Source organism: Paraburkholderia sp. MM6662-R1 (assembly GCF_050436245.1).
GTDB lineage: Bacteria > Pseudomonadota > Gammaproteobacteria > Burkholderiales > Burkholderiaceae > Paraburkholderia > Paraburkholderia tuberum.
On record NZ_JBNDLV010000001.1, the window covers coordinates 2910605 to 2934127 of the forward strand.

At 66.0% G+C, this 23523-nt stretch carries 15 protein-coding genes, 3 pseudogenes and 1 riboswitch; of the genes and pseudogenes, 9 read left to right on the plus strand and 9 right to left on the minus strand.

The features are described 5' to 3' along the window. Positions 1 to 177: 177 nt before the first annotated feature. Both OKW39_RS13755 and OKW39_RS13760 read left to right on the plus strand, forming a co-directional pair. Positions 178 to 4882, plus strand: a pseudogene (locus tag OKW39_RS13755) (glutamate synthase-related protein). A 105-nt stretch (positions 4883 to 4987) separates the two neighbouring features. Then, positions 4988 to 6457 (plus strand): glutamate synthase subunit beta, encoded by a 1470-nt coding sequence (locus OKW39_RS13760; protein WP_090802122.1) that lies wholly within the window; start codon positions 4988 to 4990, stop codon positions 6455 to 6457. 197 nt (positions 6458 to 6654) lie between these two features. Here OKW39_RS13760 and OKW39_RS13765 read toward each other — a convergent pair whose 3' ends face one another. Together OKW39_RS13765 and OKW39_RS13770 are read right to left on the minus strand one after the other, a co-directional pair. After that, on the minus strand, positions 6655 to 7920 hold the full coding sequence (locus OKW39_RS13765; protein WP_429562877.1) for a D-amino acid dehydrogenase: 1266 nt from the start codon (positions 7918 to 7920) through the stop codon (positions 6655 to 6657). A gap of 28 nt (positions 7921 to 7948) precedes the next feature. Next, positions 7949 to 9208 (minus strand): MFS transporter, encoded by a 1260-nt coding sequence (locus OKW39_RS13770; RefSeq protein WP_429562878.1) that lies wholly within the window; start codon positions 9206 to 9208, stop codon positions 7949 to 7951. 352 nt (positions 9209 to 9560) lie between these two features. Here OKW39_RS13770 and OKW39_RS13775 point away from each other — a divergent pair, with 352 nt between their 5' ends. Next, the gene (locus OKW39_RS13775; protein ID WP_429335402.1) at positions 9561 to 10436 is read left to right on the plus strand and encodes a tyrosine-protein phosphatase; all 876 of its coding nucleotides are present in this window, start codon (positions 9561 to 9563) and stop codon (positions 10434 to 10436) included. Between the two features lie 190 nt (positions 10437 to 10626). Here the strand turns inward: OKW39_RS13775 and OKW39_RS13780 are convergent, their stop codons facing one another. Continuing rightward, positions 10627 to 11934, minus strand: coding sequence for an ATP-binding protein (locus OKW39_RS13780; protein ID WP_429335401.1), 1308 nt, complete (start codon positions 11932 to 11934; stop codon positions 10627 to 10629). Next, positions 11931 to 12671: a response regulator gene (locus tag OKW39_RS13785; RefSeq protein ID WP_429562879.1), complete on the minus strand. Its 741-nt coding sequence runs from the start codon at positions 12669 to 12671 to the stop codon at positions 11931 to 11933. The genes OKW39_RS13780 and OKW39_RS13785 overlap by 4 nt, the downstream gene beginning before the upstream one ends. Before the next feature lie 434 nt (positions 12672 to 13105). Between OKW39_RS13785 and OKW39_RS13790 the strand changes: the two are divergent. Together OKW39_RS13790 and OKW39_RS13795 are read left to right on the plus strand one after the other, a co-directional pair. Then, a pseudogene (locus OKW39_RS13790) lies at positions 13106 to 13593 on the plus strand (hypothetical protein); the annotation flags it as partial. A 121-nt stretch (positions 13594 to 13714) separates the two neighbouring features. Continuing rightward, positions 13715 to 14386 (plus strand): flagellar basal body L-ring protein FlgH, encoded by a 672-nt coding sequence (locus OKW39_RS13795; RefSeq protein ID WP_429562880.1) that lies wholly within the window; start codon positions 13715 to 13717, stop codon positions 14384 to 14386. Positions 14387 to 14480: 94 nt separating this feature from the next. On the opposite strand, the gene OKW39_RS13800 is transcribed toward OKW39_RS13795, so the two are convergent. The 5 genes from OKW39_RS13800 to OKW39_RS13820 form a co-directional block, all read right to left on the minus strand. Next, positions 14481 to 15224: a response regulator gene (locus OKW39_RS13800; protein WP_429562881.1), complete on the minus strand. Its 744-nt coding sequence runs from the start codon at positions 15222 to 15224 to the stop codon at positions 14481 to 14483. Between the two features lie 101 nt (positions 15225 to 15325). Beyond that, entirely contained in the window at positions 15326 to 15994 is a 669-nt protein-coding gene (locus OKW39_RS13805; RefSeq protein ID WP_429562882.1) for a hypothetical protein, read from the minus strand. Positions 15995 to 16058: 64 nt separating this feature from the next. Then, positions 16059 to 16520, minus strand: coding sequence for a hypothetical protein (locus OKW39_RS13810; protein ID WP_429562883.1), 462 nt, complete (start codon positions 16518 to 16520; stop codon positions 16059 to 16061). Between the two features lie 205 nt (positions 16521 to 16725). Then, positions 16726 to 17529 carry an SDR family NAD(P)-dependent oxidoreductase gene (locus tag OKW39_RS13815; protein WP_090802109.1) on the minus strand — a complete coding sequence of 268 codons (804 nt, stop codon included), beginning with the start codon at positions 17527 to 17529 and terminating at the stop codon, positions 16726 to 16728. Then, a complete protein-coding gene (locus OKW39_RS13820; RefSeq protein WP_429562884.1) occupies positions 17526 to 19277 on the minus strand; it encodes an ABC transporter ATP-binding protein/permease in 1752 nt (583 codons plus the stop codon). Before OKW39_RS13820 ends, OKW39_RS13815 begins: the two co-directional genes overlap by 4 nt. Positions 19278 to 19707: 430 nt before the next feature. Further along, positions 19708 to 19831, plus strand: a riboswitch (TPP riboswitch). A gap of 221 nt (positions 19832 to 20052) precedes the next feature. On the opposite strand from OKW39_RS13820, the pseudogene OKW39_RS13825 reads away from it, so the two are divergent. The 4 genes and pseudogenes from OKW39_RS13825 to thiE all read left to right on the plus strand — a co-directional run bounded on the left by OKW39_RS13825 (position 20053) and on the right by thiE (position 23473). Next, positions 20053 to 21193 (plus strand): annotated as a pseudogene (locus tag OKW39_RS13825) (FAD-dependent oxidoreductase). Between the two features lie 59 nt (positions 21194 to 21252). Continuing rightward, positions 21253 to 21450 carry a sulfur carrier protein ThiS gene (thiS, locus tag OKW39_RS13830; RefSeq protein ID WP_026225709.1) on the plus strand — a complete coding sequence of 66 codons (198 nt, stop codon included), beginning with the start codon at positions 21253 to 21255 and terminating at the stop codon, positions 21448 to 21450. Positions 21451 to 21557: 107 nt separating this feature from the next. After that, positions 21558 to 22373: a thiazole synthase gene (locus OKW39_RS13835; protein ID WP_090805494.1), complete on the plus strand. Its 816-nt coding sequence runs from the start codon at positions 21558 to 21560 to the stop codon at positions 22371 to 22373. Next, positions 22370 to 23473, plus strand: a complete 1104-nt coding sequence (thiE, locus tag OKW39_RS13840) for a thiamine phosphate synthase (RefSeq protein ID WP_429562885.1) — start codon at positions 22370 to 22372, stop codon at positions 23471 to 23473. The genes OKW39_RS13835 and thiE overlap by 4 nt, the downstream gene beginning before the upstream one ends. Positions 23474 to 23523: the final 50 nt, after the last annotated feature.

Here is a 23523-nt window from a genome sequence, read left to right on the forward strand (position 1 = left end):
TTATCATTAGGTTTTATTTGCTATTTCCTTGATTCGTCGCGTATATTCCGATTTCCGACGCTTTTCGTCCCGCGCAGTCTTGCTGCGAGAAAGAGCGCCGTCGTAATCGCGAAGCGCACTGCGGCAAAAACACAATGGTTTAACGGCCTGTCCGGCCTCCTCACAGACGGTGTCCCCATGAACGACCACCAGCAACCGATTCACCCGGTTCCCGCCGCCCAAGGTCTGTACGACCCGCAAAACGAGCATGATGCCTGCGGCGTCGGCTTCGTCGCCCATATCAAGGGCCACAAGAGTCACGAAATCATCCAGCAGGGCCTGAAGATTCTCGAGAACCTCGATCACCGGGGCGCCGTCGGCGCCGATCCGCTGATGGGCGACGGCGCGGGCATCCTGATCCAGATTCCGGACGGCTTCTATCGCGAAGAGATGGCCCGGCAGGGCGTGACGCTGCCGCCGGCTGGCGAATACGGCGTCGGCATGATTTTCCTGCCGAAGGAGCACGCGTCGCGCATCGCCTGCGAACAGGAGCTCGAGCGCACGGTGAAGGCCGAGGGTCAGGTCGTGCTCGGCTGGCGCGACGTGCCGGTCGACCACGCCATGCCGATCTCGCCGACCGTGAAGGCGAGCGAGCCGCTGATCCGCCAGATCTTTATCGGCCGCGGCAAGGACATCATGGTGACCGACGCGCTTGAGCGGAAGCTGTACATCATCCGCAAGACCGCGAGCCATCGCATCCAGGCGCTGAAGCTCAAGCACGGCAAGGAATACTTCGTGCCGTCGATGTCGGCGCGCACGGTCGTCTACAAGGGTCTGCTGCTGGCGGGCCAGGTCGGCGTGTACTACCGCGACTTGCAGGACGACCGCACCATCTCGGCGCTCGCACTCGTGCACCAGCGCTTCTCGACCAACACGTTCCCGGCGTGGGAACTGGCTCACCCGTACCGCATGATCGCCCACAACGGCGAAATCAACACGGTGAAGGGCAACGTCAACTGGCTGAACGCGCGTACCGGCGCGATCGCCTCGCACGTACTCGGCGACGATCTGCCGAAGCTGTGGCCGCTGATCTATCCGGGCCAATCGGATACGGCATCGTTCGACAACTGTCTCGAACTGCTGGTGATGGCCGGCTACCCGCTCGTCCACGCGATGATGATGATGATTCCGGAAGCCTGGGAACAGCACACGCTGATGGACGAAAATCGCCGCGCGTTCTACGAATACCACGCCGCCATGATGGAGCCGTGGGACGGCCCCGCCGCCATCGCGTTCACCGACGGCCGCCAGATCGGCGCGACGCTCGACCGTAACGGTCTGCGCCCGGCGCGCTACATCGTCACCGACGACGACCTCGTCATCATGGCGTCGGAAGCCGGCACGTTGCCTATTTCCGAGTCGAAAATCGTCAAGAAGTGGCGTCTGCAGCCGGGCAAGATGTTCCTGATCGACATGGAGCACGGCCGCATCATCGACGACAAGGAACTGAAGGACAACCTCGCGAACGCCAAGCCGTACAAGAGCTGGATCGACGCCGTGCGCATCAAGCTCGACGAGATCGAGGCGAAGGCCGAAGACGTCGTGACGGAACGCCGCGAAGCTGCTGCGCTGCTGGATCGCCAGCAGGCGTTCGGCTACACCCAGGAAGACCTGAAGTTCCTGATGGCGCCGATGGCGCAAGCGGGCGAGGAAGCCGTCGGCTCGATGGGCAACGACTCGCCGCTCGCGGTCATGTCCAACAAGAACAAGACGCTCTATCACTACTTCAAGCAGCTGTTCGCGCAGGTCACGAACCCGCCGATCGACCCGATCCGTGAAAACATGGTGATGTCGCTCGTGTCGTTCATCGGCCCGAAGCCGAACCTGCTCGACACGAACAATATCAACCCGCCGATGCGTCTCGAAGTATCGCAGCCGGTGCTCGACTTCAAGGACATCGCGAAGATCCGCGCGATCGATCAGTACACGGGCGGCAAGTTCAGCTCGTACGAACTGAACATCTGCTATCCGGTCGCCTGGGGCAAGGAAGGCATCGAGGCACGCCTTGCGTCGCTGTGCGCGGAAGCCGTCGATGCGGTCAAGTCCGGCTACAACATGCTGATCGTGTCGGACCGCAAGACCGATCGCGACAACGTCGCGATTCCGGCGCTGCTCGCTACGGCCGCGATCCATACGCACCTCGTGCAGCAGGGTCTACGCACGAGCACGGGTCTCGTCGTCGAAACCGGTTCGGCGCGTGAAACGCACCACTTCGCGCTGCTCGCGGGCTATGGCGCGGAAGCCGTGCACCCGTACCTCGCGATGGAAACGCTGAGCCAGTTCGCGGCCGGCCTGAAGGGCGACCTGTCGGCGGAGAAGGCGGTCTACAACTTCACGAAGGCAGTCGGCAAGGGCCTGCAGAAGGTCATGTCGAAGATGGGTATTTCGACCTACATGTCATACACCGGCGCGCAGATTTTCGAAGCGGTCGGTCTTGCCGCGGATCTGGTGTCGAAGTACTTCCACGGCACGTCGTCGAAAGTCGGCGGCATTGGTCTGTTCGACGTCGCGGAAGAAGCGATCCGTTTGCATCGCGAAGCATTCGGCGACAACCCGGTCCTCGCGAACATGCTCGACGCGGGCGGCGAGTACGCGTACCGCGTGCGCGGCGAAGAACACATGTGGACGCCGGATGCGATCGCCAAGCTGCAGCACTCGGCGCGCAGCAACTCGTACCAGACGTACAAGGAATACGCGCATCTGATCAACGATCAGACCAAGCGCCACATGACTTTCCGCGGCCTGTTCGAGTTCAAGTTCGATCCGACCAAGGCGATCCCGCTCGACGAAGTCGAACCGGCGAAGGAAATCGTCAAGCGTTTCGCGACCGGCGCAATGTCGATGGGCTCGATCAGCACCGAAGCGCACGCCACGCTCGCCCGTCGCGATGAACCGCATCGGCGGCAAGTCGAACACCGGTGAAGGCGGTGAAGACGCGAACCGTTATCGCAACGAACTGCGCGGCATTCCGATCAAGAACGGCGACACGATGAAGTCCGTGATCGGCGACGAAGTGGTCGTCGACATTGCGTTGAAGGAGGGCGACTCGCTGCGCTCGCGCATCAAGCAGGTCGCGTCGGGCCGCTTCGGCGTGACGGCGGAGTACCTCGCGTCGGCCGACCAGATCCAGATCAAGATGGCGCAGGGCGCGAAGCCGGGCGAAGGCGGTCAGCTGCCGGGTCACAAGGTGTCGGACTACATCGGCAAGCTGCGGTACTCGGTGCCGGGCGTCGGCCTGATTTCGCCGCCGCCGCACCACGACATCTACTCGATCGAAGATCTGGCGCAGCTGATTCACGATCTGAAGAACGTGAACGCGTCGTCGAGCATCTCGGTGAAGCTCGTGTCGGAGTCGGGCGTCGGTACGGTTGCCGCGGGTGTCGCGAAGGCGAAGGCCGACCACGTCGTGATCGCCGGTCATGACGGCGGCACGGGTGCATCGCCGCTGTCGTCGATCAAGCATGCGGGCACGCCGTGGGAACTGGGTCTCGCCGAAACGCAGCAGACGCTGGTGCTGAACCGGCTGCGCGGCCGTATCCGCGTGCAGGCCGACGGTCAGATGAAGACCGGCCGCGACGTCGTGATCGGCGCGCTGCTCGGCGCTGACGAGTTCGGCTTCGCGACGGCGCCGCTCGTCGTCGAAGGCTGCATCATGATGCGCAAGTGCCATCTGAACACGTGCCCGGTCGGCGTCGCGACGCAAGATCCGGTGCTGCGCGCGAAGTTCCAGGGCCAGCCGGAACACGTCGTGAACTTCTTCTTCTTCATTGCGGAAGAGGCGCGCGAAATCATGGCGCAACTCGGTATCCGCAAGTTCGACGACCTGATCGGTCGCGCGGAACTGCTCGACACGAAGAAGGGTATCGAGCACTGGAAGGCGAAGGGCCTCGACTTCTCGCGTGTGTTCTACCAGCCGCAAGTGCCGGCTGAAGTCGCGCGCAAGCACGTCGACGTGCAGGATCACGGCCTCGACCGCGCGCTCGACCACACGCTGATCGAGAAGGCGAAGGCCGCGATCGAGAAAGGCGAGCACGTGTCGTTCATCCAGCCGGTGCGCAACGTGAACCGCACGGTCGGCGCGATGCTGTCGGGCACGATCGCGAAGAAGTACGGCCACGAAGGACTCGCGGACGACGCGATCCACATCCAGTTGAAGGGCACCGCGGGTCAGAGCTTCGGCGCGTTCCTCGCGAAGGGCATCACGCTGGATCTGGTCGGCGACGGCAACGACTACGTGGGCAAGGGCCTGTCGGGCGGCCGCATCATCATCCGTCCGACCAACGATTTCCGCGGCAAGTCGGAAGAGAACATCATCTGCGGCAACACGGTGATGTACGGCGCGATCGAAGGCGAAGCCTTCTTCCGCGGCGTGGCCGGCGAGCGTTTCTGCGTGCGTAACTCGGGCGCGACGGCGGTCGTCGAAGGCACGGGCGACCACGGTTGCGAATACATGACGGGCGGCACGGTCGTCGTGCTCGGCGAGACGGGCCGTAACTTCGCGGCCGGTATGTCGGGCGGCATCGCGTACGTGTTCGATCCGGACGGCATGTTCGCGAGCAAGTGCAACAAGTCGATGGTCGCGCTCGAACCGGTGCTGCAACAGGCCGAACAGGAGCGCACGGTCGATCAGGGCGTGTGGCATCGCGGCACGACCGACGAAGCGCTGCTCAAGGGGCTCATCGAGCGTCACTTCCAGTTCACGGGCTCTCCGCGCGCGAAGGCGCTGCTCGAAAACTGGGACGCGGCACGCCGTCAGTTCGTGAAGGTGTTCCCGACCGAATACAAGCGCGCGCTCGGCGAACTCGCCGCGAAGAAGGCGAACAGCGAAGTGCTCGCCGCCTGAGCTGCCTTCACGGAAGTCAACTTTAGACGTACCCGCCGCGTTCCGACCAATCGACGCGCGGCGGGTCCAGATTACCCCCTAGATACAGATAGAGAAGAGAACCACATGGGCAAGGCAACCGGTTTTCTCGAGTTCGAACGTCGCCACGAGACGTACGAGGCTCCGCTCACGCGTGTGAAGCACTACAAGGAATTCGTCGCGGCACTGACCGACGACGAAGCGAAGATTCAAGGCGCGCGTTGCATGGACTGCGGCATCCCGTTCTGCAACAGCGGCTGCCCGGTCAACAACATCATCCCGGACTTCAACGACCTGGTGTTCCGTCAGGACTGGAAGAACGCGATCGAAGTGCTGCATTCGACCAACAACTTCCCCGAGTTCACGGGCCGCATCTGTCCGGCGCCGTGCGAAGCGGCGTGCACGCTCGGCATCAACGACGATCCGGTCGGCATCAAGTCGATCGAGCACGCGATCATCGACAAAGCCTGGACCGAAGGCTGGGTCGCGCCGCAGACGCCGAAGCACAAGACCGGCAAGAAGGTCGCCGTGGTCGGCTCGGGCCCCGCGGGTCTCGCGGCCGCGCAGCAGCTCGCGCGCGCCGGTCATGACGTGACCGTGTTCGAGAAGAACGACCGGATCGGCGGCCTGCTGCGTTACGGCATCCCCGACTTCAAACTGGAGAAGTGGCAGATCGACCGCCGCATGCGCCAGATGGAAGGCGAAGGCGTGACGTTCCGCACCAACGTGTTCATCGGCAAGCCGGACTCGCTGCCGGCGCACATCGGCAACACGGCGAAGGAAACCATCACGCCGGCCGAGCTGAACGAACAGTTCGACGCGGTCGTGATCGCCGGTGGTTCCGAAATGCCGCGCGATCTGCCGGTGCCGGGCCGCGAGCTCGAAGGCGTGTACTACGCGATGGAATTCCTGCCGCAGCAGAACAAGGTCAACGCCGGCGACAAAGTGCCGAACCAGCTCGTCGCGAAGGGCAAGCACGTCGTCGTGATCGGCGGCGGCGATACCGGTTCCGACTGCGTGGGTACGTCGAACCGTCACGGCGCGAAGAGCGTCACGCAATTCGAACTGCTGCCGCAGCCGCCGGAAGAAGAGAACAAGCCGCTCGTATGGCCGTACTGGCCGATCAAGCTGCGCACGTCGTCGTCGCATGAGGAAGGCTGCGAGCGCGACTGGGCGGTCGCGACCAAGCGTCTCGAAGGCAAGAACGGCAAGGTCGAGAAGCTGATCGCCGCGCGCGTCGAATGGAAGGACGGCAAGATGGTCGAAGTGCCGAACTCCGAATTCGAAATGAAGGCCGACCTCGTGCTGCTCGCGATGGGCTTCACGCAGCCGGTGTCGCCGGTGCTCGAAGCGTTCGGCGTCGACAAGGATGCGCGCGGCAACGTGCGCGCCACGACCGAGGGCGACAAGGCGTACTACACGTCGGTGAACAAGGTGTTCACGGCAGGCGACATGCGCCGTGGCCAGTCGCTCGTGGTGTGGGCGATTCGCGAAGGCCGTCAGTGCGCACGTTCGGTCGATGCGTTCCTGATGGGGCATTCGGAACTGCCGCGTTAAGCGTCTTCAGCCGGTGTGCGTGCCTGGCGTTCCATGCCGCGCGCGCCGGCCACGATTTGCAGGAAGACGTGGAGACGACAAGGCGTCCCATGAAGGGCACCTGTAGCGGGAAAGCAATGCAGTAAAAAAGAAACCGGGCTCGCCTGAAAGGGGGAGCCCGGTTTTCTTTTATCTCGTCGCGGTGCGTTATGTCCGCCTCATTGGCGATAGCGCGCGAGCGTCAGACCGTCGAGATCGATCTCCGGTTTGCGCTGCGCGATCAGATCCGCGACCACGCGCGCCGAGCCCATCGACATCGCCCAGCCCGTCGAGCCGTGCCCGAGGTTCAGCCATAAGTTGTCGATGTTGCACGGGCCGAGCAGCGGCGCGCCATCGGGCGTCATCGGCCGGCGGCCGACCCAGAAGTGCGCGGAAGTCGGATTGGCCGCGTGCGGAAACCAGTCGCGCAGCACCGTGAGCAGCGTTTGCAGCGCCTGCTCGCGCAACGTCGTCTGGCGATTGCCGAGCTCCGCCGTACCCGCGATGCGCAGGTTGTTGCCGAAGCGCGTGATCGCCGTCTTCAGCGATTCGTCCATCAGTGCCGCCCGTGGCGCTTTTTCCTCGTCGGTCACAGGCAGCGTGGCCGAATAGCCCTTCACCGGATAGAGCGGCACCTTCACGCCAAGCGGCGCGAGCAGCGCCGCGCTATCGACGCCGAGCGCGACGACCACCGCGTCGGCCGGCAGCGTCTGCGCGCCCTGCTCGCTTTGAATACGCACGCCGCGCACCGTCGCTCCCTCGACATCGAGCGACGTGACGCGCGTGTCGAAGCGAAAGCTCACGCCATTGCGTTCACAGATCGCGCGCAGTTCGCGGGTGAAGCGCGCGCAGTCGCCGGCTTCGTCGTCGGGCAGATAGAGGCCCGAGAACGGCGCCTGACGCGCCCAGCGCAGACCGGGCTCGATCTCCGCGCACTGCGCGGCGCTGACTTCCCGATGCACGATGCCCGCATCGCGCAGCACCGCGAGCGCCGGCTGCGCGAGTTCGACGTCGTACTCGCTGCGAAACAGTTGCAGATAGCCCTGGCTGCGGTCGTAATCGAACGGATGACGGCCGCGAAATTCGTGCAGGCAAGCGCGGCTGTAGTACGCGATGCGCTGCATACGCTGCTTGTTCACGCGAAAGCGGTCGAGGTCGCACTCGCGCAGCCAGCGCGCGATCCAGCGCCATTGGGCCGGATCGAGCGTCGGCCGGAAGATCAGCGGCGAGGCCGGCTTGAACAGGTACTTGAGGATTTTCGCCGGCATGCCGGGCGCGGCCCATGGCGTCACGTAGCCCGGCGCGATCACGCCGGCGTTGCCGAAACTCGTGGCCAGGGCGACGTCGGGTTCGCGCTCGATCACCGTCACGTCGCAGCCTTGCTGGCACAGATAAAAAGCAGTGGCGACGCCGATGACGCCGCCGCCGAGTACGATCGTTTTCATGATTGTGGAACTGCGGTGTCAGACGATCTCAAGCGGCGGAGCCGGCCGCCCCTAGCACCTTGCCCTTCGTTTCCGGCAGGCACAACGCGGCGACGATCACGAGCAGATACCCCGCGCCCGCGACGATGCCCATCGCCTTCACGAGCGTCATCGTCTGTGCGAAGGTGCCGACGAGTATCGGAAAGAACGAGCCGAGCCCGCGCCCGAGGTTGTAGCAGAAGCCTTGCCCCGAGCCGCGGATTTCGTTCGGATACAGCTCCGACAGATACGCGCCGATGCCCGCGAAAATCCCCTGCACGACGATGCCGAGCGGAAAGCCGAGCGCGAGCATCATCGCGTCGGTGATCGGCAGCATCGTGTAGACCATGCCGAGCACGAACGAGCCGAGCGCGAACAGCACGAACGACGCGCGCCGGCCGATCCTGTCGCACAGAATGGCGCCGACGATATAGCCGGCGAACGAACCGACGATCAGCACGATCAGATAGCCGCTCGTATTGAACACCGACAGATGGCGCTCCGTCTTCAGATAGGTGGGCAGCCACGTCGTGATCGCGTAGTAGCCGCCGAGCATGCCGGTGCACAGCGCGCTGCCGAGCACAGTTGTTTTCAGATGCGCGGCTGAGAAGATCTGCATGAAGTGCGACGTGTTGATGCCGCTTTCGCGCGCGCGACGCGTCGCGACAAAGATGTCTGGGTCGCTGACGTTGCGGCGGATATAGATGATCCACGCGGCGGGCAGCAGGCCAACCCAGAAGCACGCGCGCCACGCGTACTGCTCGGGCAGCAGCGCGAAAGCCGCCCAGTAGACGATCGCCGCAGCCGCCCAGCCGAACGACCAGCTGCTCTGCACGGTGCCGACCGCCTTTGCGCGATGCTGTGGCGAGCGGATCGTCTCGGCCATCATGATCGTCACGACCGACCACTCACCGCCGAAGCCGATGCCCTGCAGCGTACGCGTGGCGAGCAACTGCCAGAACGACTGCGTGAAGCCAGACAGGAACGTGAAGATCGCGAAGGTGGCGATCGTCCATTGCAATACACGGATGCGGCCGTGGCGATCGGCAAGAATGCCGGCGAGCCAGCCGCCGATCGCCGACGAAATCAGCGAGCTGGTGGCGATCATGCCTGCTTCGCTTTTGCTCATGCCCCACGTCGCGATCAGCGTCGGGATGAGGAACGAGTAGATCATGAAGTCGAACGCGTCGACCGCGTATCCGCCGAAACCGGCGAATAGCGTGCGACGCTCGCGCGGGGTCAGCTCGGTGAACCATTGGAGAGAAGACATGTTTTGTTGTGGTCTCCAGGTTTCTTGTGCCTGCGGGGGCCGGATGGGAGGGTGTCAGTATTCTACGGGGATGCGGCGTCGTGAGGCCAGTTGGGGTCAAAAAGGGCGTGCGCGCGGCAACGGCCGATAAGGCACCGCAAGGGAACGGAAATCGGTGGGCCAACCGTCCCTCTTTTTTCTTACAAGCCCTACGATGTAACGCAAAACTTCCTGGTCAACGTTAAACTGCGTCTGCAGCCCCGGCTGCCCCGCGCAATCCTCCTATACACCTGTCGCCCCGATGTCCGTTACCGCGAAAAACCGTTCGCCTTTCCGCGCCCTTGCGAGCACGATCGTGCCCGTGGAGCGCGGCATGCCCGGCGAAGCGTCGGCGGCGCGGCGACGCTTTCTGAGGGGCTCGGCCGGTGCGATGCTGGCCGCGGGTTTCGGCAGCACGCTGCTGTCCGCCTGCGGCGGTAGTCTCGAAGCCGATCAGCCGGCTACGCCGCGGCTCGTGTCGGTCAGCAACTTCCGCGATGTCGGCGGCGCGGGTGCCGGCTATCTGACCGTCGACGGCAAACAGATGCGGCGCGGCGTGTTCTATCGCGCGAACGCGCTGACGCTGAGCGGCACCGACACGGCGACGCTCGACAAGCTCGGTATCGTGTCGGTCTACGACCTGCGCACGCCCGCCGAAATCGCACGCACCGCCGACGTGCTGCCGAGCGGCGCGACATCCTCGACGCTGAACGTGCTCGGCACGAACGACTTCGTCGCGCCCCCGGTCGATTCTCCCGTCGACGCCGTCGCGTTCATGCAGGCGCAGGCGCGCGCGTATGTGACGGGCGGCCCGCAGCGAGCCGCCTATGGCGCGCTGCTCGGCGCGCTCGCCGACGGCACGGGCGCGCAGCTATTCCACTCGAACGCGGGCAAGGATCGCGCGGGCTGGGTCGCGGCGCTGCTGCTCAGCATCGCCAACGTTCCGCTCGACGTGATCATGCAGGACTACCTGCTCAGCAACGTCTATCTCGCGCCATCGATCGCCGCGCAAACCACCACGCTGCGCGCGCAGGAAGGCGCGGCCATCGCGACGGCGAGAGCGCCGTTGCTCGACGTGGACGAGAACTATCTGCAGGCGGGCTTCGACCAGGTGCAGGCGAGCTACGGCACGATGGCGAGCTACCTGACGCAAGGCCTCGGTCTTTCCAGGGCGAAGGTCGACGCGCTGCGCAATCGGCTCGTGCATTGACGCGCTTCGCTGGCGCGCTTTGGTGGCCTTCCTTACAGCGCAAAAAAAGTCCGCCGCAGAGGTGCGGGCGGACCGGGAAGGGCTGCATCGAGGTTGCCGGGGGTGACTATAAGGCCGCACCCCGCGCGACAGTCGATGCGGTAAGGGCAGGTAAGTGTCCGGTCCGCGCCGCGTTTGCCTGCGAACATGCTTACGACAGCGCCGGGTCCACCGGCAATTCGATCCGTACTTCGAGCCCACCCTGCGCGTGATTGCGCACGAGGCAGCGTCCACCGCGATCGTGCGCGAGCCGCGCGACGATCGCGAGACCGAGCCCGCAATGGCCTTCGCCGCCGCGCGCGGCGTCGAGCCGCACGAACGGCTTCATCGCCGCGGCAATGCGGTCGTCGGGAATGCCGGCGCCGTGGTCGCGCACGCTGATCGTCCAATGACGGTCGCTGCACGCGGTCGAGATTTCCACCGGCGGCATGCCGTGTTCGAGCGCGTTGTCGACGAGGTTCGTCACGAGCCGGTCGAGCAGCGTGCGCGGCAGCGTGAACGAGGGGCCGGCGCGCAGATCGAGCGCGAACAGCGGGGTTTCGGCTGGGTCCGCCGCTTCGGCGGTTTCAGCGGCCTCCGCGTAATCGCCCGAGGAAAACTGCTCGCGCAAGAACTCGTCGACTTCGACGGCCGGTCCGGCGTCCGCCGATTGGCCCGCGAATTCGAGGAACTGCTGGACGATGTTGGTCAGGGAATCGACGTCGCGGATCAGGCCCGCGCGCTCGTTTTCGTCGACCAGCACGCTTGCGCGCAGCTTCAGGCGCGTGAGCGGCGCCTTCAGATCGTGCGCGACGCCGGCGAGCATCACCGCCTGGTCGTCGCCGGCTTCGTTCAGGCGCCGCATCATGTCGTTGAATGAGCCGATCAGCTCACGCAGCTCGCGCGGGCCCTGCACCGGCACGGGTCGGGGCCGGCCGCCGGAGCCGAACGCCCGCGACGCATCGGCCACGCGAGACAACGGCCGTTGCATCTGCCACACCGCGAACAACGACAGGATCAGCCCGGCGACCAGCATCGACACCGATTCGATCAGAAAACGCGGCGGCGGCGGCAGGTCGACCGGCACGACGACCCAGTTCGACTTGCCCGGGACCAGCACCCACAGTTGCGGCGGACGCAGATCGTCGACGGCGATCTGCGTGCCGGCCGGCAGGTTCTCACGCAGGTGCCGGCTCAGTTCGACCACCATATGCTCGTGCGGCTCGCGCAGATGCACGCTGGTCGGCATGTTCCAGGTGGGCACCAGATGCACGCGCATCGCCGGCGCGAGCGCGGCGCCCTTGATCGGCTCGCCGTTGATCGCCTGCAGCACGAGCAGAATGCCGCGCGCGAAGCCGTCGATTTCGTGGCGCGGCGGCTGCATCGTCACCAGCACGAACCAGCTCGCCTGAATCGCGAACAGCACCGCCGCCGACAGCAACGCCATTCTGCCGAACAGCGTGTTCAGCGGATTTCTCATGCGCTCGGGGCGGCCCCGTCCTCGAAGGGTGCGCCGTTGGCGTCGGGCACGAACACGTAGCCCTTGCCGCGCACCGTTTGCACGTAGCACGGGTTCGACGGGTCGTCCTCGATCACGCGGCGCAGGCGCCAGATCGGTACGTCGAGGCTACGGTCGCGGAACGCGAGGTTGTCGCGATGCACGAGATCGTGAATCAGCACGCGCGACAGCACCTTGTACGGATTGTTGACGAAGATCTTCAGCAGCGCGAATTCGCTGTCGCGCAGCGGCAGCCTGGCGTCGTCGCGGCTCAGCGAGCGCGTGGCGAAGTCCAGTTCGAATGGACCGAAGCGATAGCGCTTGCGTGCTTCGGGCGCGCTCGTGGTGGACGGCCCGCGCCGGCGCAACACGGTCTGGATCCGCACGAGCAGTTCGCGCGGATCGAACGGCTTGGTCAGATAGTCGTCCGCGCCGAGCGACAGGCCGACGATGCGGTCGGCCACCGTGCCGCGCGCGGTCACGAAGATCACCGGGATGTCGTCGCCGGCGGCGCGCAACGCGGTGAGCGCGCGCAGGCCGTCGGTGTTCGGCATCATGATGTCGAGCACGACGACCGACGGCCGCTCACGCTCGAGACGACGCTGCAAATGGGTGCCGTCATGCAGCACGGACGCATCGAAGCCGTTCGACTGCAGAAATTTGCAAAGCAGATCGCGTACGACCGGATCGTCGTCGACGATAAGGACCTGTGGATTCATGGCGAAATTCTAGACTGGCCCGCCCGACGCGCGACCGGGCATTTCCTTACCAACGCTTACTGTGCGCCGCTCGGTGCTGGCGGGCTCGCGCCGGGGCGGATCAGCGAAGGTGCAGCGCTTACTTTAGCACTGCCTGATCCGGCTCTGCGCGACGACAGGCAAGCGATGACAACAGTTGGCAAGCACTCGAAAGCCCTCGCAAGCCCACGGAACGGATCGTAACAACCGCGCGAAAGCGTGCTTTGCTTCGCCCATCGTCGGCACCCGCGCGGCGCGATGATTCGTTCCGCAGCAAGTCGCGCCGCACGCCGAACGAGGCCCGCTGCCTCGGACGACGGCGCGCGGCGTTCAACCGACACCGGTGCGCAATGCGCACCTTCGCGAGGTCCATCATGACGATCCACAATACGCTCAGTTCCACGCCTTTCTCCTCGCCGGTCGGCAGCGTGCCGATCTGCGAGACGGACGTGCAGGCCGGAGCGCTCGGCATGCGGCTGAAGTCGCACGATAGCCTGAGCGTCGCGTGCCGCTGGGCGCATCGCGATGATGAACGCTGGGCGGTGTCGCAGGCCGTGGTCGATGGTGCGCCGGCGCTCGAACACGTGATGCGCTTCGCGCGCATCGACGGGCAGGGCGCGCTGCGTCTCTACGAGATGTCGTTCGTGATCGACGAGTTGACCGCGGAGGATCTGCGCGACGCGCTCGAGGATCGTTACGGGCCGCCGCGTCTCGCGACCCGCAACGCGGCGCGGCGCCGGGCGCGATGCCGATGTACGTATGGGAGAACGCGGTGAGTTCGATCACGCTGTGCTTTCTGCCCGGCAGCCGCAACGGCACGCTCACGTATCTGCTGAAGGGCTCGGATGCGTGGATGAAAGCGGTCGTGCGGCAGTGGCAGGCGAGCGGCGCCGACGCGGGCTGACGCGGGCTGACGTTTGCCAGGCAACCCTGATTACCGGTGCGATCCCAACGCCGAAACCGGGCGGTGTCCGCATAGGCCGCCTCACTTCGACTCCTTTCATCCTTTCCGCCACGGAGCCAGCATGACCGCGCTACGTCTCACCCTCGTGCTCGGCGCCGCGAGCTGTCTCGCGGCCTGTTCGAGCGCGCAGACCAGGTCGATCGTCGAAACGCCGATGGCGCCGCCGCTCGCGTCCGCGCCGTTGAACGTCAACACGCAAGGCGCGATCTATCAGGCCGGCGCGCCGCTGCTGCTGTATGAGACGCCGCGCGCGCAGCACGTCGGCGACGTGCTGACGATCCGGCTGTCGGAATCGTATAGCGGCAACAACAGCGCGAGCGCGTCGGCGAACCGCACGAGCAGCATCACCGCGACTGCCGCGGATCAATCGACGAATGCCGCCGCGCGACTCGCCAAACTGTTCAACATCGGCTCTGCCGGCACCGACTACAAAGGGCAGGGCAATCTGAGCGACATCAGCGACATGACGGGCACGCTAGCCGTGACCGTGATCGGCACGGTGTCGGGCGGCAATCTCGTCGTGTCAGGCGAGAAGGTGATCGCGATGAGCGGGACCCGCGACCGTCTTCGACTCTCGGGCATCGTCAATCCCAAGGACATCGAAGCAGGCAATTACGTCGCGTCGAGCAAGGTCGCGAACGCGCGCATCGAGCAGGCGGGCCTCGGCATGGTCAACGATGCGACGACGATGGGCTGGCTGCAGAGGATGTTTCTGAGTGTGCTGACGTTTTGACCGTCAGCCGGGTCAGCGCGGTGCGCGCGACACCGCGCTGCGCGTTACGTGCGACGCGTGGGCCGCATCAACCGGCTTCGACCGTCAGGCGCCGCTAACCGAGCGGCGGCGCAAGCCCGCGTTCGGCCGCGCCGATCTCGCCGTCCGGCACGAACACGTAGCCGCGTCCCCACACCGTCTGCACGTAGCGCGGTTCCGACGGGTCCACTTCGATCAATCGACGCAAGCGCCAGATCGATACGTCGAGACTGCGGTTGCGATGCGCTTCGCTATTGCCGTGCAGTTTTTCGAGCAGCTGCGCACGCGTGAGCACGGTCATCGCGTGCGTGACGAACACCTTCAGCATCGCGAATTCGCTCGAACGCAGCGTGATGCGTTCGCCGTCGCGACGCAGTTCGCGCGCGGGGAAGTTCACTTCGAAGCGGCCGAAATGATAGGGCGCGCGCTGTTCGGGCGCGCCCGCCGCGATCGAGCCGCGACGCCGCAGCACGGTGCGAATCCGCGCGACGAGCTCGCTCGGTTCGAAAGGCTTGCCGAGATAATCGTCGGCGCCGAGTTCGAGGCCGATCACGCGATCGATCGGATCGGCGCGCGCGGTCAGCAGGATCACGGGAATGTCGTCGCCGGCGACACGCAAAGCGCGCAGCGCGCTGATGCCGTCGAGCTCCGGCATCATGATGTCGAGCACGACGAGCGCGGGACGCTCCTGCTGCAATCTGCGCTGCAACGCCAAGCCATTTTCCAGCATGGCGACCTTGAAGCCGCGGCCGTGCAGATATTCGCCGACGAGCTCGCGTACGACGGGATCGTCATCGACGATCAGGATGGTCTGGTTCATTCAGGTCATCTTAGTGATGCGCACGGGCCGCGCAAAGCGTATACCGCTTTCCAATCCTTTCCCGTGTAAGGCGCTGCAAGCGAAAGCAAAGCCGCGAGCACTCAGTGGGGCGGCGGGAAAGCCTGCGAGGTTTGCAGGGTCTGCTGTTGCTGCGCTTGACGCGGGAAATCGGTCCGATCGACCACCATCCGCTCGATCAGTCCGCCGAGCTTGACCGAGGCCGACGAAAAACGGTCGGTGTTCAGGCCGCCGGTCTGATAGCGCGCGGTGACCAGAATGCGGCCACTCTGGATCAGCGTCAGATCGATGATCGACAGGTACTGGATCGATTCGTCGCTGAACGAGCGGCGGCCATAGCCGATCGCGGCGTCGTAGACGAGCCGCGCTTCGCAGCCGGCCGGCGAGGTGCCCGGATTGTAGACGTCCGAACGAATACCGCGCCGCTCGAGCGCGAGCTGCAGCGCCGGCACGAAATCGCCGACCGACACCGTCGGGTTCACTTCGATGCAGAGGTGCTGCAAATCCGCGGGCCGGCCGTTGACGAAGGTCGGCGACGAGTAGTTCGACGCGATCGCGTAGCCGGCCTGGATGACGGAGCCGGTGGCGTCGGCGGCCTGGATCAGCGTCCAGGCGCAACCGTCGAGCGCGAGCGTCAGCGTCGCGGCGAAGGCGGCGAGGGCGCAACGACGCCGGCATATCAGCGAGGCGACCAGACACAGGCGCGAATGCCTGGTTGCCGCTGGCGCGCGCACGGTCGGCGACGAGGTCATGAGGCAGCGCCCGATCCCGGTCACAAAATGCGATGGAGCATCAAAAGCAGCGACGGCCGCGCGCTCAGGGAGTCACGCGCAGTCGCAGTTCGTTCTGACCTTGCACGCTCGCGGTGACGTTCACGCGACGGGCGTCGGTGGTCACGACGAAATGCTGGCGCACGGGTGTGTTGACGTCGTGCACGACGCGCGGAAAGCAGGCGGCGATGTCGGCGCCGAGTTCTTCGAGCGGATCGTTGATGACGCCGTCGGCTTGCCAGTGCGCACGCCAGTGGCAGTCGTACGCGTGCGGGCTGGCGCGGCAATCGTCCGTATTGGAGACGCCCGGCAGTTGCGCGGCGGTCTCGTTTGGCAGCCGCCGGAAATCGCTCGCATCGACGATGTGCGTGAGCGCCGCGCAGATATCGGCGGGTTGGTTCGGCCCGGTCGTTTGCGCGGCATCGACGGCGTTCGTGAGCAGCAGCGCCGCGCCGCAGGCGAGCGCGACGCGCGGGAGCAAAGGTGAAACACGGCGAGCGAATGACATGGGCGAGGAGTCCGAAGAGCGGTTGCGATGAAAGACGTGACTGACATCAACGAAGGCCGGCGCATGGCGCGGCCCGTACGACTATCGTCGCTGCTCGCAGGCATTTTCAAAGCGCGGAACAGCTTGCGCGCTCCGCAAATGCTTTCGAACTCTTCTCGTGTCTTTCCGGATGTTGCGCCCGGAGGTGCCGGCGCGCAGGCGAGGCTTAACCGAGCGTCAAGCCGCCATCGATGTGAATCACCTGGCCGGTGATGTGGCGTGCCGCGTCGGACAGCAGGAATGCGATCAGCGCGGCGACGTCGTCCGGTTCGGCGACGTGACCGAGCGGCGTGGCTTCGGCGGCGTGCGCCCACACGGCCGCGTTGTCGGCGCTTGGGCCGCGATCCTTGCGCGTGTAGCCCGGCGCCACGCAATTGACGGTCACGCCGAGCGGCGCGAGCTCCGCGGCCGCCGTTTTCGCAAGCGCTTCGAGTGCCGCTTTCGCGGCCGCCGTCGCGGCGAATGGCGCATCCGCGCGATAGCGATGCGCGACGAACGAACTCAAGGCGACCACGCGACCGCGCTTCGATGTTTCGAGCGCGGGCATCGCGCGCCGCACGAGCGCGGCGAAGGCGGCTGGCATCGCGGCGAAGGCGGCGCCGAAGGTGTCGGGATCGAGCGCGGCCAGCGTTTGGCGCTGCGCATGGCCGGCGTTCGCGACCAGTTGATCGAGTGCGCCGAAGCTCGCGAGCGTCTGATGGATCACGTGCTCCGCCGCGCCGCGCTCGGCGAGGTCGCCGAACACGGTCGCGCAGCGTGCGCCGCTTGCCGTGCAGTCGGCGGCAACCTGCACGAGCCGTCGACGGGAGGCGTCGTCTGCGCCGCGCGCGTGCAGCATCAACGACGTATGCGGCGCCGCGAGGCGCCGTGCGAGCGCCGCGCCGATGCCGGAACCGGCGCCGGTGATCAGCACGACGCGAGCGGCGGTGCCGTGCGCTTCGCTGACGTGAGCGCCGCTCGCGTCGCTCACGCCGCTACCGCTTCGACAGAACGCTCGACGTCGAGCGTTTCGTGATGGAACGCTGCGAGCGATTCGCGATGCGCGACGCTGACGATCGCAGCCTTCGGCAACCGCTCGGTGAACAGCCGATAGAGCCGCGCCTCGTTTTCCGCGTCGAGCGCGCTGGTCGCTTCGTCGAGGAACAGGTAGTCCGGCTTGTGCAGCAGCACGCGCGCGGCGGCGAAGCGCTGCTGTTCACCCGGCGACAGCACGCGAGTCCAGTGCGCCGTTTCCTGCAGACGGTCCGCGTATTCCGACAGATGGCAGGTGATGAGCGCGTCGCGGCATTCGTCGTCGTCATAGGTGTCCGCCGCCGACGGATACGCGAGCGCCGCCTTCAGCGTGCCGATCGGCATGTAGCTGACCTGCGGGATGAACATCATGCGCGCGTTGACCGGTGCGTCGATCGAGCCGTCGCCGAACGGCCACAGGCCCGCGAGCGCGCGCATCAGCGTGCTCTTGCCGGCGCCCGACGGACCGCGCACGAGCCAGCGCGAGCCCGGCCGGATCGCGATATCGCGGATGCGCGACAGTGGGTTGCCATTGGGCAGCGCGAGCTGGAGGCTGTCGGTGGTAAGCGTGTTGCTGTCGACGAAATGCAGATTGATGCCGCCATGTTCCGTGGCCGGCGACACCGATTCCTTCAGACGCGGCGAATGCACGACGCGCTTGAATTCGCGCAACCGGTTCACGGTCGCGCGCCATTCGACGAGGCTCGTATAACTGTTGATGAACCACGAGAACGAATCGCTGACCGTGCCGAACGCGCTCGATATCTGCATCAGCACGCCGAACGTGAACGCGCCCGCGAAGTAGCGCGGCGAGGCGACGACGATCGGGAAAATGATCGCGATCTGGCCGTAGAAGCTCAGCACGAAGGTCAGGCGCTTCGTGTACTTCATCACCTGCCACCAGTTGTCGCGGATGCGGCCGAACAGCGTGCGCGCGTTCGTCTTCTCGGTTTCCATGCCGTTGTAGAACGCGATCTGCTCGGCGTTCTCACGCAGCCGTATCAAGCCGAAACGGAAATCGGCCTCGACTTTCTGCGCCTGATAGTTGATCGACACGAGCGGATGGCCGACCTTCTGCGTGACGAGCGAGCCGCCCACCGCATACAGCGCCGCGGCCCACACCATATAGCCGGGGATCTGCAGCGGCATGCCGCCGAGCGAGATGCTCAACGCGCCCGCGAGCGACCACAGGATCGTGATGAACGACACGAGCGTGACGACGGTCGACAGCAGATCGAGCGTTAGCGACAGCGTGGTGGTCGCGAACGACTGCAGGTCGTCGCTGATCCGCTGGTCGGGGTTGTCGGTGAGGCGGTCGCGCTCGATGCGGTAGAACGCGCTGTCGTCGAGCCACTCGTTCAGGTAGCGGGTGGTCAGCCACTGGCGCCAGCGGAAGCCGAGCATCTGGCGCAGATAGCGTCCATACACGGCGAGGATGATGAAACCGAACGCGAGTCCGGTGAAGATCATCAGCAGGTGCGGGAAGTCGTGGACGTTCTTCGCCTGCAGCGCGTTGTAGAAGTCCCTGCTCCAGCTATTCAGGCGCACGTTGATCCAGACGACGAGCAGGTTCATCACGATGATCGTGACGAGCAGCCCCCACGCGATGCCTCGTTCCTCGGAAACCCAGTAGGGCTTGATCAGGGTCCACGCGGAGACCTTTTCGTCGGGCGGCAGCGCGGGGCTGGCGGAAGTATGTGGTGTCATGAGCATCCTGATGAAGTGCTGACCCGAAGTGCCATTCCGGCGTACGGGTCCGATCTGGTTGACCCATGTCGGGCGATCCCGCGAACAGCAGGCGCCTTTGCGAGGGTGTGGCTGCCGCGGGTCTGCGATACCTGGCCGGTCATCGCGCCATCACGCTCGATGACGCGAGTCCGGACGGGCGCCCGATTCTGGCGTGACGCCCTTAAGCGAAAATTAATTTTCGGGGCCGGCATCCGCTGGGGTGCCGCCGCCACGCATGCGGCCACGAGTGCCGCGCGCGCCGCGTTTTTGCGGCACCGATCACGGCATTGTGCCAGAGCGCCGGGCCGCTTCGCACCGGCATCTCGATAGACGGTGCCAGATCAAAATTGGGGTGGCGACCGCGGAGCGCTGGTTTGCGGGCGCCGCGCCTTTTATGGTCTAATAACCTGCGACGAAACAGGGGTGCTTCGCCCACAGGCGGCATGACTTTCATGCCGGGGCGGCGAGGCTGAGAGAGACCCTTTGCACCCGATCCGGGTAATACCGGCGCGGGAAGTTTCCGGAAGCAACCGTCTTCCATTCCCCGCCGGGCGGCGAGCGCAGCTCACATGTGCACGTCGTGACCGGCCGGCTTCACCCGCCGGTTTCGTCCTGGGTACGTGCGTTTTTGGCCGTACGGAAAGGACTCGATGACCGCCCATTCTTCAGACATGCATTTTTCCCTTCGTCACGCCGCCTCGGGCGAGCCGTGCCGTTTTGGTTTTGCCCACCGCAGTCGAACGGAGCGCGCGCGATGAACCGTCCCGCCCGACCCGATTTCGCCGTGCTCGGCGGCGGCCTGTGCGGCCGCCTGGTCGCGTGGCGCCTCGCTGGCGACGGGCATCGCGTGGCGCTCTACGAGCGCGGCGATGCCACCGGTTCGCAGGCTGCCGCGTGGGTCGCCGCCGCGATGCTCGCGCCGCTGGCAGAGGCCGCGAGCGCCGAGCTGCTGATCACGCGGCTTGGCGCGAGTTCGCTCGAAAGCTGGCCGCGCGTGCTTGCCGAACTGCCGGAGCCGGTGTTTTTCCAGCGCAACGGCACGCTCGTCGTCTGGCATCACGCGGATCGCACCGAGGCGCCGCTATTCGAGCGGCGCGTGCGTGCGAACGCGCCGGCCGAGTTGCTCGCTCGACGGCGGCTTCGTCGCGTTGGCAGGCGCGCAGCTCGGCGCCGCCGAACCCGCGTTGGCCGGCCGCTTCAGCCAAGGCTGGCTGCTGCCGCGAGAAGGCCAGCTCGACAACCGCCAGGTGCTGTCCGCGCTCGCGGCCGGGCTTGCCGAGCGCGGCGTCGACACGCACTGGAACACGCCGATCGACGACGCGTCGCTGCCCGATGCCGGCATCACCATCGATTGCCGCGGGCTCGGCGCGAAGCCGGTGCTGCCGACGCTGCGCGGCATCCGCGGCGAAGTTGCGCGCGTGCATGCGCCTCACCTGCAGCTGACGCGCCCGGTGCGGCTACTGCATCCGCGTTACCCGCTGTATATCGCGCCGAAGCAGAACGGCCTCTACGTGATCGGCGCGACCGAGGTGGAGGGCGAGGACATGTCGCCCGTCAGCGTGCGTTCGGCGCTCGAGTTGCTGAGCGCGGCGTTTTCGGTGCACCCGGGCTTCGGCGAGGCGCGCATTCTCGAGCTGAATTCGCAGTGCCGGCCGACCTTGCCCGATCATCGTCCCGCGCTGCTGTGGGACGGCGCGCGCACGCTGCGCGTGAACGGCCTGTACCGGCACGGCTACATGATCGCGCCCGAAGTCGCCGACGAAGCCGTGCGCTTCGCGAGCGCGCTGCTCGACGGCCGCGTCGGTGATGCCGACGCATTCGCCGGCTGGCGGCGCGACTCACGCTGGAGCGAGCTGTTCCAGCAGCATTTCGCGCGCGAGCCGGCCCGAGCGTAGCGGCCAACGTGCCGCGCGCGATGCCGCTTGCGCCATCGATTGAACCGCATTCGAACACCATGGACATTCATATCAATCAGAAGCCGTTGTCGCTGCCCGAGGGCGCGACCGTCGCCGATGCGCTCGCCGCCTTTGGCGCGCGTCCGCCGTTCGCGGTCGCGCTCAACGGCGATTTCGTCGCGCGTGCGCAGCATGCGGCGCGCGCGTTGCAAACGGGCGACCGGCTCGACGTCGTGCAGCCGGTCGCGGGTGGCTGAGCGCGACCGCGCCAGCCTGTCGCTTACCGAACGCAACAACCGTCGCCGAAAACCCATTGCCGCAACGCGGTCGGTTCTAGCCGCGAGGGCAAACCAGGATGATGCAAATGACTTCTCACGAGACCGCCGACGCGCTGACGCTATACGGTCAAACTTTTGCAAGCCGCGTGCTGCTCGGCACATCGCGCTATCCGTCGCTGCAATCGCTGTCCGATTCGATCGACGCCGCGCGCCCCGGCATGGTGACGGTCGCGCTGCGCCGTCAGATGAACGAGGGCCACGCCGAAGCCGGCTTCTTCGATCTGCTCAAGCGCCATGGCGTGCCGCTCTTGCCGAACACGGCGGGTTGCCTGAGCGTCGGTGAAGCGGTGACGACCGCGCACATGGCGCGCGAAATCTTCGAGACCGAGTGGATCAAGCTCGAACTGATCGGCGACGACTACACACTGCAGCCCGACCCGGTCGGCCTGATCGAAGCCGCCGCGCGGCTCGTCAAGGATGGCTTCAAGGTGCTGCCGTACTGCACCGAAGATCTGGTGATCGGCCGCCGTCTGCTCGACGCCGGCTGCGAGGCGCTGATGCCGTGGGGCGCGCCGATCGGCACCGGCAAGGGCGTGATCAATCCATACGGGCTGCGCGTGTTGCGCGAGCGGCTGCCGGACGTGCCGCTGATCGTCGACGCCGGGCTCGGCGTGCCGTCGCATGCGGCCCAGGTGATGGAGTGGGGCTTCGACGGCGTGCTGCTGAACACGGCCGTGTCGCAGGCGACGCACCCCGACGCGATGGCGCGCGCGTTCGCGCTGGGCGTCGAGGCGGGTCGGCAAGCGTATCTCGCGGGCCCGATGGCCGAGCGCGAGAGCGCGCACGCGAGCACGCCGGTGGTCGGCATGCCGTTCTGGCATCAGGATGGAGGTGCCGCATGACTCAGTCGTTGACGCTGAAGGACCGCGATCTGTTCTGGCCGACGGCCGACGAACTCATCGAAGCCGCCGAGCGCATCCGCGCACGTCTCGGCGACTGGCCGCCGACGCACGCGCCGTGGCGCATCTGCCTGATCGCACCCGACGAACCGAACGGTGGCGACCTGATCGTGAGCGCCGACGCACAGCCGCACGGCGAGCAGATCGCGCGCTGGCTGACGCGGGGTGCGGGCGTGATCGTCGCCGCGGAAAACCGCGCGACGCTGCATCTGGGCGGCGAGAAGTACGGCCTCGAAGGCCATCTGGCGGAAGACTGGATTCCCGCGCTTGCCGCGTTCCTCGACTGCGGTTTCGATCCGCACGACGCGCTGGTGCTCGCGCTCGCGTGGCGCGATGGCGACGAGACCCGCGCCGACGATGCTTTCCCGGCCGACCTCGCTCGCTTTCCGCGCCTTACCGACCTGCCGGCGGCACCCGCCAAGGCGTTCCCGCGCTGCCCGGCAAGGCTCGGCCTGTATCCGGTGTTGCCGACCGCGGACTGGGTCGAACGGGTGGTCGGCTTCGGCGTGAAGACGGTGCAGTTGCGCCGCAAGTCGGCCGAACCCGCCGACGAGCTGAAGCGCGAAATCGCGCGCTGCGTGGCGGCCGGCCGCGCGCACGACGCGCAGGTGTTCATCAACGATCACTGGCAGGCGGCGCTCGAGGCGGGCGCATACGGCGTGCACCTCGGCCAGGAAGACGTGCATACCGCGGATCTGTCCGCGCTGGCCGACACGGGCGTCCGCCTGGGCCTGTCCACTCATGGCTTCTACGAGATGCTGAAGGCGCTGCATTTCCGGCCGAGCTACATTGCATTGGGCGCCGTGTTCCCGACCACGACCAAGGTCATGCCGACCGCGCCGCAGGGCTTGCGCCGCCTCGCACGCTATGTGCGGCTGCTCGACGGCGTGGTGCCGCTCGTCGCGATCGGCGGGATCGATCTGCAGGTGCTGCCGGACGTGCTCGCGACCGGCGTCGGCTGCGCGGCCGTGGTGCGCGCGGTGACGGAAGCGGCCGACCCGGCCGCCGCCGTGTCTGCACTGCAACACACGTTTACGCAATAATCGTCAGGCATAGTCAAGGAACGGGGCACCTCACGGCAGCTTTTGCACGA